We start from the raw sequence: 16062 nt of genomic DNA on the forward strand, positions 1-16062 counted from the left end.
ATCATGTAATGCCCCTCGCTTATCCACGCCGTCAACGGCAACTCGAAAGTTTAGTCCAAAAATTTGGTTTGTCGCTAGAAGCACCTATAAAGTGGGAATTGCTGGATTTAGCGCTAACTCATCCCACTGTCTCTGATTCGGCAAATTATGAACAACTGGAGTTTGTTGGCGATGCAGTGGTGCGGCTGGTGTCGGCTGTTGTGTTATGGGAAAATTATCCCAATTGTCCAGTAGGGGATTTTGCGGCAATTCGTTCGGTGTTGGTGAGCGATCGCATCCTCGCCCAATTGGCCAGAGTTTATGGTTTAGAGTTATACTTACTAGTCGCTGGTAGTGCTACTGCTGATAGAGTTGGTCAAGAGTCACGACTGGCAGATGCTTTTGAAGCAGTTCTGGGTGCGCTTTACTTAAGTACTCAAAATCTGGAATTGATCCGCTCTTGGCTAGATCCCCACTTCCAACAGCTAACAACAGAAATTCGCCTCGATCCTGCCAGACTTAATTACAAAGCTGCTCTCCAAGAATGGACTCAGGCACAATTTAAAGTTTTACCAGAGTATCGCGTTGTAGAAGTCACTCAACCGCACCGCAATCAAGAACGTTTCATGGCTGAAGTGTGGCTGCACGGAAAGATGCTAGGAGTTGGTAAAGGACGCTCAATCAAAACCGCAGAACAAGCAGCAGCTAAAGTAGCTTTTTTAGCAATTTCTAACCCGCAAATACCCTGAGCTTAAAAGAAGGGTGATTAGTCGATAATCAGTTGATTGTCAGTGGTCATTTGTCCCTCGTCCTTTGTATACAAATGACAAATGACAAATGACAAATGACAAATGACAAATGACAAATGACAAATGACAAACCAAATTAAGATTGCTGTCATCGGAGTTGGGCGTTGGGGAGTGCATCTGCTGCGGAATTTCTTAGCACATCCCCAAGTAGATGTAGTTGCTGTAGTAGACCCCCATCCAGAACGATTAGCGGCGATAAAACAGCAGTTGAATTTAGATGATAATGTAGTCTTAACAACCCAGTGGGAGGATTTAAAGAAAGTTCCAGGGTTGACAGGGGTGGCGATCGCAACTCCAGCTACCACCCACTATGTTTTAATTAAAGACGCTCTCCAAGAGGGATACCATGTTTTAGCTGAAAAACCCCTAACTCTCAACCCAGCAGAATGTCGGGAACTTTGCCATTTGGCAGAGCAGCATCATTTAATACTCATGGTTGACCACACTTATTTATTTCATCCAGCAGTTGAGCGAGGAAAAACTGTAGTACAAGCGGGTAAATTAGGAGATTTACGCTATGGCTATGCGACGCGCACCCATTTGGGGCCTGTTCGGCAAGATGTTGATGCACTGTGGGACTTAGCTATTCACGATATAGCTATCTTTAACGCTTGGCTAGGTCAGACCCCTGTGAAAGTACAAGCAACGGGGACAGTGTGGCTACAGGGGGAGGGGAGTAGGGAGTGGGGAGTAGGGAGTAGGGAAATGACCCACTCACCACTCCCTAGTACAGACGCGATTAATCGTGTCTCTCCACACTCCCCATCTCAAGGTTTGGCTGACCTAATATGGCTGACACTGACATACCCAGATAACTTTCAAGCTTATATTCACTTGTGCTGGCTAAATCCTGATAAGCAGCGACGGCTGGGAATTGTAGGGAGCCTTGGTAGTTTGATTTTTGATGAAATGTCGCAATCATCGCCTCTCACCCTACTATATGGTGAGTTTGAACAGCAGGGGAATCAATTTATTCCAGTAAATCAAAAGCAGGTGGTGCTGGAATTAGAGCCAGGGGAACCATTGGGGCGAGTTTGCTCCTGCTTTGTTGTCTCTGTTCTCAACAATACTCCCTCAGAGGTTTCGTCTTGCTGGGTAGGCACTGAGTTAGTAGAAATTCTTGCTGCTTTAACAGTATCTCTTAAGCAAGGCGGCCAACCTGTTTTTCTGAATGATAAGGAGCAAAAGTAACAAATGACAGATGATCCAACCATTGTTCACAATGCATTCAAACAGTTTGAGCGTGACAAATTCTCTCTCGTGGCCCAAAAATATGATCAAGCGATCGCTACTATAACTTCTCAGGTGAATGAAGCCATATTGGATGCTGTAGAAGCAAAGTGTGATTTGAGATTGTTGGATGTAGCTTGCGGGACTGGCTGGCTCAGTGCCGCAGCACTAAAGCGGGAGGCTATAGTAACAGGATTGGACTATGCAGAGAATATGGTGGCTATTGCCAGAGTGCGATGCCCTCAAGCATCATTTTATAACGGGGATGCTGAGAACCTTCCTTTTGAGTCGGGTCAGTTTGAGGCGGTCGTTTGTAGCTTAGGCATCCTGCATTTCCCCAACCCAGAACAAGCGATCGCCGAATCCTTTCGCGTACTCAAACGGGGAGGGCGCTATGCCTTTACCTGTTGGACACCGCCAACGTGCAATCCGTTTATGGCTCTCATACTAGGTTCAGTGCAAACTTATGGCAGCATGGATCTGGATCTACCTCCGGGGCCGCCCTTGTTCCGCTTTGGCGAAAGAGGCGAATGTGAAAGGGTCTTGCTCGCTGAGGGATTCACTGAGGTGTCTGTCACTGAATTGCCTGTGAAATGGACTTTCTCTACACCTGAAGATGTGATGGCAAAGGTTGTTGTGAGTACGGCGCGTCTTGGCACGATATTGGCAATGCAAACCCTTGAGCAACGGCGCAATATCGAGAATGCTATTATCGACGGAGCATCAAAGTATGCCACGGACAGTGGTGTGGAAATTCCCGCTTCTGTAATGCTAGCTGTAGGTTACAAACCATGAGCTAGAACAACTTTGATTAAATAGCTTGAAGTAGTTGACAAAATTACCTCTTCAAAGTGATGTTCGCATAAACTCCCCCTTTTGGAAGACTTACCAAGAGAGTTTGCTGCGGCGAAAGACTAATCTCGTAAGTCTCGTTCCCAAGTAACACCTGGAACTTCGAGGACTTCTCTTTGTCTACATCTGTTTTTACAGATTTGTTAATACTCAAGGAAGGACTTCTCATAGACTCCTGTAGGCTAGGGTAGTGACTTGCTTTTGCCGCATCATTCACAGAGGAAAATCCCAGATCCCCTACATTTTCTTCTTTCTTGGGAACAGGTAACAGCGAGATATCAATCAAAGGTAAGGTAATCTTCAGTGTCGTACCTTGATGAAGTCCCGTACTCTCAAGAGTAATGCTACCTCCCATAAGTTCGATTAAGTTTCGTGAAATTGCTAGTCCCAGTCCAGTCCCTTCAAACTGGCGCGTGGTTGTGCCATTCACCATCACAAAGGGGCGAAATAGTTTGTGCTGTTGAGTGGGATCAATTCCTATACCTGTATCTTTAACTATAACCACCACTTGAGATTTACCATTACTATGTTGGATTTTTGTAGCAATGGTGATGCTTCCTGCGTCAGTGAACTTAGTGGCGTTGCCGATAACATTAATCAGCACTTGCTTCAGTTTTGCTGCATCTGCCTTAATTGGTATTGCTTGGGAATCTAACTCACATTTCAGTTGCAAGCCCTTTTGTTGAACATTAACTGATTGTAAATTAATTACCTCTAACAATATTTGCCGGAGGTCAAGAGGTGTGGTGACTACAGAAAGCTTACCTGCTTCGATTTTAGAAATGTCAAGTAAATCATTAATAATATTTAGCAAATGAATCGTTGTTTCATCAGCACGTTTGAGAAACTCCATTTCTTCTTCCCGGCTATCACATAATCCCTCTTCAACCAGGCGAATACAGTTAATAATAGTATGTAATGGGTTTCTCAATTCATGGGAAGTCGTAGCCAAAAACTGGCTTTTAACCTGGTTAGCGCTTTTTGCTTCTTTCCAAGCTCTTTCCAGTTCTTCTGACCCAGCTTTGAGCCGTTCTACCATTTGGTCTAATGCTTGGGCCAGTTGATTGAATTCTCGGATTTTAAAATTGTGCGGAACTGGTTGTGCGGCGTGGTGAGAGTGAATATTTAGAGCGTAGTCTCGCAATTCTTCTACAGGACGCGCCAAGTAAGGAGCTAAATATAAAGATGCTAACAAACTTGCACCAATCAAACCAACTGTCAAAACGATGAGAATTAGTTTGATTTCTTCTAAACCAAAAAGTGCATTATCGACACTAGTAACAGCTAAGACTATCCATTTTTGCTGCTGTTGGGTAAGTGGATTTGCAATAGCCGTATAACCAGCTACTAATTCGTTCCCCTGTGTAAAAGACAAATTTATCGAATTGTTTTGTCCCGCAATTGCATTTTTAATTATGCTCTTGAGTTGGGAAGCATTTGGGTGCTGATTAATATTAGTTCCCACCCAGTCTGTGAATGGGTGTGCCAAAATTGTACCATCTTCAGCAATCACTACCATAGCGCCTGTGAGCGATCCCGGGGGATTTATGGTTTGTCGGTACAATGCAGACTGAATACTTAAGCTGTAAACTAAATTTCTTTGGCTATCGGAGACTGGTGCAGATAAAACTACTTGCAATTGATTTTGTGTGTTTCTTTTTCCAGTCGTTCCTGCCTTTGGCGGAAAGATTGTTTTGACATCAATTCCGTCGCTAGGCAAAGATAATGTCAATTCTCCAATTGCTTGATCCCCACAGCTACTAGCAATTATTTTCTGGCTTAACAGATTTGTTAATTGGATGCATTCAATACTGGCTGGAAGTTGTTGCCTTAACTGCGTGAGAATTTCTTGCTCTTGTATAGGCGAATCCGACGGAATCACCGTTGTTTTACTTACACTCAGTAAAGTAGCTCTTAAGATAGCGATCGCATCTTCAATTCTCTCCCCTTTACTGATGGCGCTTTCTGTTAAATTTTGACGTGCAATTCCCAATATGCTAGAACGTGCCTTATTTAAGGCAACAATCTCGCCTGTAAGTAAAACTGGAACGAACAGAAGCAGTATTCTTGTTACTAAAATTCGACGAAAGGAAGATTGGCGGGAATTAGTCATCGAGTGTCTCACTTTGCATCTGCAAACCACAACAGCAAAGATATGTAATTAGATGAGCTAGATGAGACATTTTTTTAAATTATCAGAATTTTATTTTCAATGTTTAAAATTAACAAATTGCTATAATTCAAAAAGAAACGTGGTATACCAAAATTAATATATGCTAGATGTAAAAGGGGTTGGTGTTGCATGTAAATACAGGGGTGAAATTGTAAAACAGTAGCTTGCAGGTATAGATTTTTTTGATAATCTCCACACTAGCAAAGAAAATATTTAAACTATCAAATCAATTTAATGTTGCAACATCGTCCTCACACTACAGTTGTTTTAGCAATGAGTGCAGATGGTAAAATAGCAGATTTTAGGCGATCGCCTGCTCGGTTTGGCTCAAGGGTTGATAAAGCGCACTTAGAAAAACAAATCGCTGCCTCTGATGCGGTTTTATTCGGTGCTGGCACTCTCCGGGCCTACGGAACAACACTTACTATATCAGATCCAACTCTAGTGCAACTTCGGGCGCAAGGAGGGAAGCCTTCGCAGCCAGTTCATATAGTGACTACACACTCTGCAAACCTCAATCCGGACATTAACTTTTTTAAGCAACCAGTTAGACGTTGGCTACTCACAACAACAGCAGGAGCACTTTCATGGAAAGAATGCTTAAGGACGCTTCCCTCAACTTTGGGAACCAAAGCACAGGAATGCCCTCCAGAATTTGAGCAAATTCTGGTTTTTGAAACACCAACGCGAGAAATTGACATTTCCGCAGCTTTAAAGCATCTTGCCACTCTACATATAACACGCTTAGTGGTTTTGGGTGGAGGTGAATTAATCGCTTCCTTGCTGGGATTAGATTTAATTGATGAATTATGGCTGACTGTCTGTCCGTTGATTTTAGGTGGTAATACCGCACCCACACCCGTAGATGGGAAAGGATTTTTACCCGATTTAGCTCCCAAGCTGCAACTGCTAGAAGTTCATGCAGTTGAGCAAGAAGTCTTTTTGCACTATTGCCTGCAACGACCAGCAGATTAGATTACGCTAAATAAAGGATTGGGGACTGGGGATTGGGTACTGGGTACTGGGTATTGGGCATCGGGTATGGGGTATGTTCCTTATTCTCCTACTCCTCAGTCCCCAGTCCCTAGTCCCTAGTCCCCAGTCCCCAGTCCCTAGTCCCTAGTCCCTAGTCCCCAGTCCCTAAAAAGTGGAACAACTTAAGCCTCGCTATTCTGTCGTTTGGACGAACAAAATTGCTGAAGTACCCCAAAATGCCTGGAATGCTTTGGCAATGCCACTCAAAACGCCGTTTTTAGAATGGGAGTGGCTAAACAATCTCGAAACCTCCCATAGTGCTACGGCTAAAGCTGGTTGGTTGCCGAATCACTTGACATTGTGGCGAGATAGAACGCTGATTGCTGCTGCGCCACTTTATCTCAAAGGACATAGTTCTGGTGAATTTATTTTCGATCACCAATGGGCAGAGTTAGCCGATCGCATCGGAGTCCAATATTACCCAAAATTGCTGGGAATGACACCATTTACCCCAGCTGAAGGCTATCGCTTCTTAATTGCCCCAGGAGAAAATGAGGATGAAATCACCGCGCTCATGGTGCATGAAATTGACACTTTTTGCTCCAAAAATCGAATTTCTGGGTGTCACTTTCTCTATGTTGATCCCCAATGGCGTCCGATGCTGGAACGGCATGGTTTTACAACTTGGCTGCACCACAGCTACGTCTGGGAAAATGCTGGGTTTAAAACTTTTGATGACTACTTGAAAGTTTTCAACGCCAATCAGCGCCGCAATATCAAGCGGGAACGCAAAGCTGTGGAAAAAGCCGGTTTACGATTACAACCCCTGAGTGGTGATGAAATTCCTCAGTCTTTGTTTCCCTTGATGCACCAATTTTATGCTGACACCTGTGATAAGTTTGGCTGGTGGGGTAGCAAGTATCTCACACGGAGGTTTTTTGAGCAGTTATACGCCGATTATCGCCATCGAGTCTTATTTGTTGCTGCATATAGCGAAGAAGATAACTCTCATCCTTTAGGAATGTCCTTTTGTTTATTTAAAGGTGACAAACTCTATGGACGCTATTGGGGGAGTTTTCAAGAAATAGATTGCTTACATTTTGATGCTTGCTATTATGCGCCGATTGAGTGGGCGATCGCTAACGGTATCCAAATTTTTGACCCTGGCGCGGGCGGGCGACACAAAAAACGGCGAGGTTTCCCCGCTATGCCCAATCACAGTCTGCATCGCTTTTACAATAATCGTTTAGGACAAATTTTACTTCCCTATATTAAGGAAGTGAATCAACTCGAACAGCAGCAGATTGAAGCAATTAATGCAGAGTTGCCATTTAGTGAGAAAAATACTTGAGCAAAAGGAACTACTTTCGTAACATCACCGCGTAAGTCCTAATAAGTTCAGGAAAATATTTATGGAGCGTGTGAATCGTGATGAGTTAATTAGAAGATATGCTGCTGGGGAAAGAAACTTTGCCGGAGTCAAGTTGGACATAGATCTGTCGGGGATTGACCTGAGTGGCACTGACTTGACTGGGAATAATATGGAGGAGTTCTATCTTGCTCGTGCTATTTTCAAAGCAGTCAGTTTAGTTAATGCCAAATTGTTTGAAGCCTGTCTCAATAGTGCCGATTTGACCGAAGCCGATCTTAGAGGAGCAGACTTGCGACGTGCCAGCATCAATGTTGCTAACCTGACTAATACCGACTTTAGAGGAGCGAGATTTCACAACACTAGCTTCCATAAGGCTAATTTAATAGGGGCTAACTTGAGCGTAACTGATTTGGGGGGATGCGACTTCTGGGAAGCTGATTTGACTGGAGCTAATTTGGAAGGAGCTAATTTGCGTTGCACTACTTTTCGTAACACTATCATGCCAGATGGCACTATTCGGAATAATTGAGTCTAATTCTCTGATTTTCTTTTAAGTAAAAGGAATCAAAAATATCTGAAAGATATCAAGAAGACTAAGGGAAATAGGAATTACACTTGATATAGAGTGTAAAAACCCTCAATAAAGAAATTTTCTTTTTATAATGCTTATGGATTTAATAGTTAAAGATTTAGCCGCAATTGATGATAAACTTTCCCAGCGTCATATTGACCTTGATCCTGGTGGATATTTCATTATTTACTTAGATCGAGACGCAGGGTTAATTTATGCCAAGCATTTTACAAATGTGATTGACGATCGCGGTTTAGCTGTCGATCCCGAAACAGGAAAGGTAATTCCGGCGCGAGAAAAGGTAGAACGCACTCATACGACAGTTTTTAGTGCGAGGACGGCGAAAGAACTTTGCGTGAAGATTTTTGAAGAAACTCAGCCCTCTCCTGTAACTCAATTAAATCATGCAGCTTATTTGGGTCGAGAATTTGTTCGGGCTGAGGTAGCTTTAGTCAAAGAGCAAGAGTATGTTCAAGATTAAGTTAAAAGTTAGGAGTTAGAAGTTAAGAGTTAAGAGTTAAAAATTCATAACTCCTAACTCCACTTTGAATTTTCCCATTACCCATCAGATGATGGCTGATTTATCTGATAGATATAGTAAGTCGCCATTGGAATAACGGTGGCGGCAATTAACAATCCTACTACCCAAGCAGTAGCGTTACCTTGGTTAGTTTCTCCTGCTTTCTTGAAGGTGGCTTCTACCTGCACATTCTCAGTGATTTGGGGTGGGCCTGGATCGGCTTTGCCAGAGAGGACAGCGACAAGGCGATCGCTTGCATCTAGAAATGCCTGATTGTATTTGTTACCATTGCGTAATGGCACACTTACTGTTTCACTAGCTACACTCTCAGCAATAGAGTCAGTAAGCATTGGCTTGACTTGATCTCCAGTAATAATGGCAGTACCATTAGTAACCGTATCAATAACCAATAAGGTTTGATTAGCTTGGGCTTGTTTTGTGGGAAACCATTTTTCAAACAGTTCTTTGGTGAAGCTTTCTGGTGTCTCACCGTAGTCGAGGCGGCGAACAGTAACAATTCTAACTTCCTTATCTGTTTGCTTGGCCAAATCCTCGAAAGCGCTGTTAATCTTACCTTCATTCAGACGGCTGATGACTTCACCTTGATCCAAAACCCAGGTATTATTCCCTGCTGTGAGGTTGGGTATTTGATCCACACCTGTGGCAAAAGCAGGTGTGGCAAACAGCGAAGCTGCTAAAATAACCGTCACCAAAGGAAGAATTAGCCGGATGAGATGTTTTTGACTGTTAAATACTTGTTTGAGGAGCTGTTTCATCGTGTGATCCCTAAGACAGACTTGCACCAAAAATACTACAGAACCACTGCAAAAATCACCTAGTTTCCGGTTTTCTCCAGTATCAAGTTTCTGCTACTGCCAGTAGATATATATTTTACGGGATTTTTTGATTGCACAAACTTGTTCTGAAGGCGGTTGCAAGCATTAAATTGACAAGAAATACCGCCCATTTTGGGAATTAACCCAAAAACTTAGGGCGGAATTTGCAAACCATCTAGAAATGATATCGTATAATCAATATTTTTGGCAGAATCTAGCATATTTTTTTCATATCTGCAAGTAGCTTTTTCTACTGTACCCATTGATGGGTTTATATCTGCATTTTTCGGATATTTTAGCTAAATTTCTATCAATATAATATATACATGACCATAATTTTAACTAACGACGACGGCATTGATGCCCCCGGTATCCGAGCGCTGATCAAAGCTGTAAACGGCAAAAATGCTATTATCGCTGCTCCTGCTGATCATCAGTCTGGCTGTGGACATCAAGTTACCACCACTCGTGCCATCAACCTCCAGCGACGTTCTGAGACTGAGTATGCGATCGCAGGCACTCCTGCCGATTGTGTGAGAATTGCCCTAACACAAATTTCCGCAGATGTCAAATTTGTGGTTTCAGGTATCAACGCTGGGGGCAACTTGGGAGTCGATTCCTACATTTCTGGCACAGTGGCTGCTGTGCGGGAAGCCGCAATGCACGGTATTCCTGGAATTGCCATTTCTCAATATCGCAAAGCCAAGCAGAATTTTGATTGGGATCTGGCCGCCAAATTCACAGATGAAGTAATAGAAGACTTACTCCAGCGTCCCCTAGAACCGGGAAGCTTTTGGAATGTGAACTTGCCGCATCTGCAACCAGGAGAACCAGATCCGAATATGGTGTTTTGCCAAGCCTGTACCAGACCTTTGCCAGTAAACTATCGAATTGAAGGCGATAATTTTTATTATGTAGGCGAATATGGCAAACGCGATCGCACTCCTGGTAGCGATGTCGATGTATGTTTTTCCGGCAATATCGCGGTAACTCAGTTAAGAGTTTGACATCAGCTATCAGTTACTAGTTAATTGTTACCATCTTTTAGGCTATTACGAATTAAAAATCATATCGTGTCAGCCAAATTACCCAAACAGGACTTACGCAAACAATAGCCGAAACTCTTATTTTCTTTTTAGGGCAATTCATGTAGACGCAAAGCGGTGAGGGGGCGCAGTCTTCTCTACGAGACGCTGCGCGATGGCGGTTCCTGTCGTTAGTGCAGCGATAGCGCAGCGTAAAGCCTGCGGCATGGCAACGCTATAAGCGAGTCATCAAGCGTCACCCCCGAACCCGGAGGGCTTAAGGCAGGGTATTGCCCCTACGGCGTGTACTTTTGCGTAAGTCCTACCAAAATAAAAGAACCCCTCCCCGCCTGCTTTGGAACTCGGGGCCCCCTCAGGGGATTAGGGGCAGGGAGACAAAGCACAGCTTTGGCGGGGTGGGGTTCTCCGGTTTTGAAACCTGCTAAAGTTTCAGTAGCACTGAACACTAATTTTAAAAAAAGCAGAAAAATATGCAGTTTCTCAAAATTGTTCTTGTCGTTCTCGTGTTGACGGTAAACCTGTTAATTGCTCAACCCTCTTGGGCAGGTAAGGATTTTACTAAGGGGGCTGATTATGCTGAGGTAACTCAGGCGCTCAATCAACTTTTAACTGTAAAAGATACACCTGAGCAAGCTGGTTATACACCTGAGCAATTCCAGAAGCGACTGGCACAATTGCAGCTTCAGAAAAATGTCATAGAAACAGCTAGAAAGCGGGCGCAGTGCCGCAATGAAACTGGAAAGACGTTGGCTGTCTATGCCAATAAACCAAAAAAATCTCCAACCCAACTCTACTTTTTGGGCGCAGGAACAATCACAGATGATGATTGGGATTGTGATGGCATTTACTTACCCGCAGGTTCTCAAGTGGTTCTAGGCCCGAACGCTCAACCACAAGAACTAACCCAACCAATCGCCGTCAAGTTTGTGGATGGTACACAGTCTATTGCAAGAACCAATCCAGTGACTGGTGCGATTGAATTGAATGTTGAACCCGCCAAAGTATTTAAGGCGGGTGAGAGCAGCTGGTTACTCCCGACTTTCTCTCAAGCAGATATTGATACGCAAATTCCCACTCCACAACTCATTGACTAATCTCATCTAGATAATTCAACTTTTCTGCACTTACCACATAAAAGTTGAACTAAAACAATAGGATATGTAAAGGAAAATTTTAAACCATTGAACAATCAACTTTTAATTAAGGAAAAATTACAAACCACGCTTGAGAAGATTCAAACCAAGAGCGATGGCTCTCCCATTACTGATTTGCAGCTAGATAAAACCTTAGCCGAAGAAATTGAACAATTGACGACGGAACTAGAGAGTGTCAATCCCAATCTCAATCCTCTTCTCTATGCTACTTCTTTGTTGGAGGGAACTTGGCAACTGCAATACTCTACTGCCAGAGAAATCCGTACTTTAGTTTCTCTCCCATTAGGATTAAAACTGGGTAAAGTTTATCAAGTGATTGATGTTGCAAATAAATTATTTTTCAATCTAGCTAAAGTTAAACATTCTCTAGGGCTAGTATCGGGATATGTCAAAGTAACAGCTAGCTTTGAGCCAGCCAAAGAAAATTTAGAGCCTCTACCGAACAAACGCCTCAATGTTTATTTTGATAAACGCTACCTATCGATTGAGAAGATTGCTGGCATTAATACCCCCCAACTCAACCCATTTAAGGTTGTCCCAGCTAATAATCCTACTAGCAGAACTGCTACACTGGACATTACTTACTTAGATGAAACCTTAAGAATTGGACGTGGAGGAGATGGAAGTTTATTCATTCTTAGTAAATCATCAGATTTACCTGACTTCACCTCCTAAATTTGTAATTTGTCGCGCCGCTGAATGAATATGGCTCTCTCAATAATGCATCTTTTCACCAAAGTAAAACCAGGTTTTGCGATGGTAGAGCTTAAAACATTAAATTTAAAGGTAGGTCATGGTATAGAAGGAGATATTAATGCCGATCCTATAAGTCCAAGGCAAGTTTTAATTGTTAGGTATGAAGACATTTTAGATTTATCAATTAAACCAGGAGAATTACGAGAAAATATTGTGGTTACAGGTATAGAATTTGATAATTTTATCCCTGGTTCTGTGCTAACCTTTGAAAGTGGTGCGGCAATTCGTCTAACTTTTCACTGCGAACCTTGTAAGCGAATAGCCCACTTGGTAGAATCATTAAAAAGCATCCAAGGAAAAAGAGGAATTTTAGGCGTAGTTATTAAATCAGGTAAAATCCAGGTTGGTAGTAGTTTTCAGATTCAAGCTAATAAATTTCCAGCATTATCTGAAAATCCATATCAACGATTCCTAAATTTTATCATCAAAATCCCACGTGGAAAAATAGTTACATATAAACAAATAATCAAAGGTATGGGAGTAGATAATAGCTATTTAAGAGCTATTCCTACATACCTGAAAAAAACATCAGATGCTGATTATCCAGTACATAGAATATTAGACTCTAAATGTCATTTGATAAATTATGTTAGCCAACAAAAAAATAAGTTGGAAAATGAAGGAGTGAGAGTTTTAACTGAAGCAGATTTATTAAATAATTTCAACACAAGTTTTGTAGATATTAAAGATTATCTATGGGAAGATGACACTATTTATTTAGAATAGACATTACTGTAATTTTCATGGTATTTGCAATATTTGGTAGAAAAAATGTTTTATTTAATCAAGATGAACCCTGATTTTTTATTTGTTTAGATGTAGCTTCCATAAAGTCGATAAAAACTTTTATTAGCTTATGAATTCCCTCGCTACCTCCTGCAATTAAACCTCCTGTCAGCAATGCATCTAAACAACGGAAAATAATTACTTGTATTGGATTACCTAAATCAATAACTACAAGTGGCTCGATTGAGCGAATACCTATTGCACTCATTAAAAGACCGAATAAAAGGGATGTCCATAGAGCAATTATTCTTGTATCAGATTTATATGCTGTCTTTTGCTGCTCTTTTTCATTTATATCATCAATTTGTGGCTTGAATATTTTTAATGGTTCTTGTTGGTTTTGGGTAAAGTTTTGGATGATTTGCTGCTCTAAACTCATTCCTTCAGGTGGGAGTCCACTGATTTGATTGGATTCTAAAGAAAGATATTGTTTTTGTTGTGCTTCCATAAGTCTTATCTTTTCCGAGAGGAGAGCCTTTTTTTGCTGAATACTAATATCTAATTGTTCAACGAATGGGCCCCGCCAAGTAGTTATAAAAACTTCTAAAGAACGCTCTAGTAACAAAGAAATAAATAATTGTAAGGTGAGTAACTGGATAATATCATTAAGCCCAAATGGTTTTAAAACGAATGGTTTAGATGATAACCAAGTTGACAAAGTTACTACTAGAAAACTAATAATAATTAATACAATAAATAGAGGAGATTCTGGAGAAAGCTTTAGCAACGTATCTATACTCCTGTTTCACGTCACAATATCTAACACAGCCTGGAGGTGAAAACTACACCTGCTGAGTAACTTAACAACGTTAATTTGATAGAACAGTAAATAATTTATTAGCCGACCATTTTTTCCAGGCGTGTGATATGGTATGCGACTGTGGAAGCGATGTTTTCAACGGGCTACGCCTACGCACAGGGTAATCTAATGGTTCATGATAAAACTATTGCTATAAAGGCATTCCAGAAATAAACGCTAGCCTTGAACGCACTGTGCGAAGCGGGGCGAGGGGCGATCGCGTTAAATATGAAAAGGTGCGTTGGAGAAAGGGGGCGACTCTAGAGCAAGCGTAACACCAATAAAAAACCCCTCCAAGGTTAAAGGGGTTAAAGTAATTTTTGGCAATGGGATGGTGATTAAGGGAAGACAGCAGCTTTTCCTTCTTTGTGAAGCATTTTCTTGTCAAAGCAACGAGATGATAGTAAAGCATTTTATAAATCCGTTACGAATCTCTCCAACGCTGTACTTAGTAAGATAAATCATTAGTGTTGCCGAATGATGTCAGCTGCGACTCGACAGCATTTAGGTAACCTGTATCATTCAAAGCTTGTACTGGTAACTTTTTAGCGTTGACAGCAGCTTTAACCACATCTAGTGCAGTCAGGCTTCCTATTTGGTATTGAGAAACCAAAGCACTACCACTAGGAATACCCTGTGCTTTCAGGTTACCTTGATAAGCTAGAAATGCAGCATCAAAAGGTTTGAGGTAGGTGACGTTCGTAGAATGAGTGAATAAATTGTTAGAGTTCATAGCTATAGGTTCGCCACTATTGTTAATAGCTGTTTGAGCGCTATTGATTCCAGGTAATAAAGCAATAGAAGCAACAATCAGTACAGAATCAATCAAAATGGAGAGTTTCATAGGGTTATCCTTAGTTAGATTAAAGTGCAATTAGTGTTCTTGAGTAATAGAGTCTTATTTTTTATCAGTCTCAACTTCCTGCACTCAGGTCACCTAAACGGTTGGTTTATTCCTCACCCATTCGGGTGAGCTAATTGAGTGCAAGAACTGAAAAAATAAATCGAGAGCAAAGTTCAGGACAAACTTGAACAGATATATATTTAACTGAGGCAATCTAAAAATTTATGCAGCGCTGTTACTCAGTTGCAGGGGTAGCCCAACCCAGAAATCGCATTTCTGTACTATATCCTTCAATAGCAGATTTGTTGGTTAACTATGATTGAATCTATTTGTATATTCGGATTTACCGAACATACAAATTAGGGTAAACCGTAACTTTTTTCATGTCTAATTTGGGACGGAAATCATCAATTAGTTGGTGTTAATAACCGAATTTATAGTAGGTTTAACTTTACGTAAGATAAATATGTAAGCACCAATTGAAGTGCAAAGCTAATTAAACAAAAGCTAATTGATACGAGGAAGAGTTATGACATTAGTTCGTTGGAATTCTTGGAGAGAAATTGACACTCTACAACGTCAACTCAATAATTTATTTGAAGATACCAGAGTACCATCTGTATTGTTGGACAGAGGCTTGAGTAAAGTTCCTGCTGCTGAAATACAAGAAACTGAAAATGCTATTCTTTTGAAGCTAGAACTACCAGGAATAGAAGTTAAAGACTTAGATGTGCAAGTCACAGAAAACGCTGTTTACGTTAGCGGGGAGCGGAAGTCTGAAACTAAAACTGAAGAAAAAGGCGTTACCAGAAGTGAGTTTCATTACGGTAAATTTCAACGCGTAATTCCTCTATCTGCTCGGATTCAAAATACTAACGTTACGGCAGATTATAAAGACGGCATCTTGAATCTGACACTGCCTAAAACTGAGCAAGAAAAGAATAAAGTTGTCAAAGTTAATTTGGAACAACCTGCTAACTAATGGGTTGCGATCGCACAACTCTACCTCTCTTGATTGATTGAGATAGCTAATAGCTTGGTTACGCGAGTAACCAGGCTTTTTTGTAACAATTGTCTGCAATAGGCGCGTAAGCCCTGTGTGCATGAATTATCTAAGAGAACTGGAGAGCGTAGGCGCAGCCCGCACTTCTCTGCGAGACGCTGCGCGAACGACAAAGCTCAGTGACCGTCGTAGACATCACCTTTGCTTTTAAGGTTTGTAAAGGAATTTTACTATATATGTATATATGTAATGGTATGGATGAATAACAGAACCCAAGGATGCTGGGCTACGTCTACCCACTTCTTACCTTTAAATAAGTAAAGCTGATGAGTTATATCAGATTTACTGAAGTAATAA

16 protein-coding genes are annotated in these 16062 nt (G+C 41.5%); 12 read left to right on the forward strand and 4 right to left on the reverse strand.

Features of this window, described 5'->3' with window-relative positions; translation table 11 throughout:
- Positions 1–8: 8 nt before the first annotated feature.
- The 3 genes from rnc (at position 9) to ACFFAP_RS25595 (ending at position 2813) form a co-directional block, all read left to right on the forward strand.
- Positions 9–728, forward strand: a complete 720-nt coding sequence (gene rnc, locus ACFFAP_RS25585; protein WP_375513866.1) for a ribonuclease III — start codon at positions 9–11, stop codon at positions 726–728.
- Positions 729–851: 123 nt separating this feature from the next.
- The gene (locus tag ACFFAP_RS25590; protein WP_375513851.1) at positions 852–1979 is read left to right on the forward strand and encodes a Gfo/Idh/MocA family protein; all 1128 of its coding nucleotides are present in this window, start codon (positions 852–854) and stop codon (positions 1977–1979) included.
- Between the two features lie 3 nt (positions 1980–1982).
- Positions 1983–2813, forward strand: coding sequence for a class I SAM-dependent methyltransferase (locus ACFFAP_RS25595; RefSeq protein ID WP_375513852.1), 831 nt, complete (start codon positions 1983–1985; stop codon positions 2811–2813).
- 43 nt (positions 2814–2856) lie between these two features.
- Here ACFFAP_RS25595 and ACFFAP_RS25600 read toward each other — a convergent pair whose 3' ends face one another.
- Positions 2857–4983 carry an ATP-binding protein gene (locus ACFFAP_RS25600; protein WP_375513853.1) on the reverse strand — a complete coding sequence of 709 codons (2127 nt, stop codon included), beginning with the start codon at positions 4981–4983 and terminating at the stop codon, positions 2857–2859.
- Positions 4984–5277: 294 nt separating this feature from the next.
- Between ACFFAP_RS25600 and ACFFAP_RS25605 the strand changes: the two genes are divergently transcribed.
- From ACFFAP_RS25605 to ACFFAP_RS25620, 4 genes are all read left to right on the forward strand, one after another.
- Complete coding sequence (locus ACFFAP_RS25605; RefSeq protein WP_375513854.1) at positions 5278–6018, forward strand: RibD family protein; 741 nt, start codon at positions 5278–5280, stop codon at positions 6016–6018.
- A gap of 172 nt (positions 6019–6190) precedes the next feature.
- Positions 6191–7369 carry a GNAT family N-acetyltransferase gene (locus tag ACFFAP_RS25610; protein ID WP_375513855.1) on the forward strand — a complete coding sequence of 393 codons (1179 nt, stop codon included), beginning with the start codon at positions 6191–6193 and terminating at the stop codon, positions 7367–7369.
- 61 nt (positions 7370–7430) lie between these two features.
- Positions 7431–7919: a pentapeptide repeat-containing protein gene (locus ACFFAP_RS25615; protein WP_375513856.1), complete on the forward strand. Its 489-nt coding sequence runs from the start codon at positions 7431–7433 to the stop codon at positions 7917–7919.
- Positions 7920–8058: 139 nt separating this feature from the next.
- Entirely contained in the window at positions 8059–8442 is a 384-nt protein-coding gene (locus ACFFAP_RS25620; protein ID WP_375513857.1) for a DUF4346 domain-containing protein, read from the forward strand.
- Positions 8443–8519: 77 nt separating this feature from the next.
- Here ACFFAP_RS25620 and psb32 read toward each other — a convergent pair whose 3' ends face one another.
- Complete coding sequence (gene psb32 / locus ACFFAP_RS25625; protein WP_375513858.1) at positions 8520–9257, reverse strand: photosystem II repair protein Psb32; 738 nt, start codon at positions 9255–9257, stop codon at positions 8520–8522.
- Positions 9258–9643: 386 nt separating this feature from the next.
- Between psb32 and surE the strand changes: the two genes are divergently transcribed.
- From surE to ACFFAP_RS25645, 4 genes are all read left to right on the forward strand, one after another.
- Entirely contained in the window at positions 9644–10324 is a 681-nt protein-coding gene (surE, locus tag ACFFAP_RS25630; RefSeq protein WP_375513859.1) for a 5'/3'-nucleotidase SurE, read from the forward strand.
- Positions 10325–10833: 509 nt separating this feature from the next.
- Positions 10834–11457, forward strand: a complete 624-nt coding sequence (locus tag ACFFAP_RS25635; protein WP_375513860.1) for a hypothetical protein — start codon at positions 10834–10836, stop codon at positions 11455–11457.
- Positions 11458–11544: 87 nt separating this feature from the next.
- Positions 11545–12192 (forward strand): PAP/fibrillin family protein, encoded by a 648-nt coding sequence (locus ACFFAP_RS25640; protein WP_375513861.1) that lies wholly within the window; start codon positions 11545–11547, stop codon positions 12190–12192.
- 30 nt (positions 12193–12222) lie between these two features.
- Positions 12223–12999: an MGMT family protein gene (locus ACFFAP_RS25645; RefSeq protein WP_375513862.1), complete on the forward strand. Its 777-nt coding sequence runs from the start codon at positions 12223–12225 to the stop codon at positions 12997–12999.
- 58 nt (positions 13000–13057) lie between these two features.
- Here ACFFAP_RS25645 and ACFFAP_RS25650 read toward each other — a convergent pair whose 3' ends face one another.
- Both ACFFAP_RS25650 and ACFFAP_RS25655 read right to left on the reverse strand, forming a co-directional pair.
- A complete protein-coding gene (locus ACFFAP_RS25650; RefSeq protein WP_375513863.1) occupies positions 13058–13786 on the reverse strand; it encodes a hypothetical protein in 729 nt (242 codons plus the stop codon).
- Positions 13787–14306: 520 nt separating this feature from the next.
- On the reverse strand, positions 14307–14702 hold the full coding sequence (locus tag ACFFAP_RS25655; RefSeq protein ID WP_375513864.1) for a hypothetical protein: 396 nt from the start codon (positions 14700–14702) through the stop codon (positions 14307–14309).
- 529 nt (positions 14703–15231) lie between these two features.
- Between ACFFAP_RS25655 and ACFFAP_RS25660 the strand changes: the two genes are divergently transcribed.
- Complete coding sequence (locus tag ACFFAP_RS25660; RefSeq protein ID WP_375513865.1) at positions 15232–15684, forward strand: Hsp20/alpha crystallin family protein; 453 nt, start codon at positions 15232–15234, stop codon at positions 15682–15684.
- Positions 15685–16062 lie beyond the last annotated feature (378 nt).

Source organism: uncultured Nostoc sp., from assembly GCF_964245575.1.
Lineage (GTDB): Bacteria > Cyanobacteriota > Cyanobacteriia > Cyanobacteriales > Nostocaceae > Nostoc.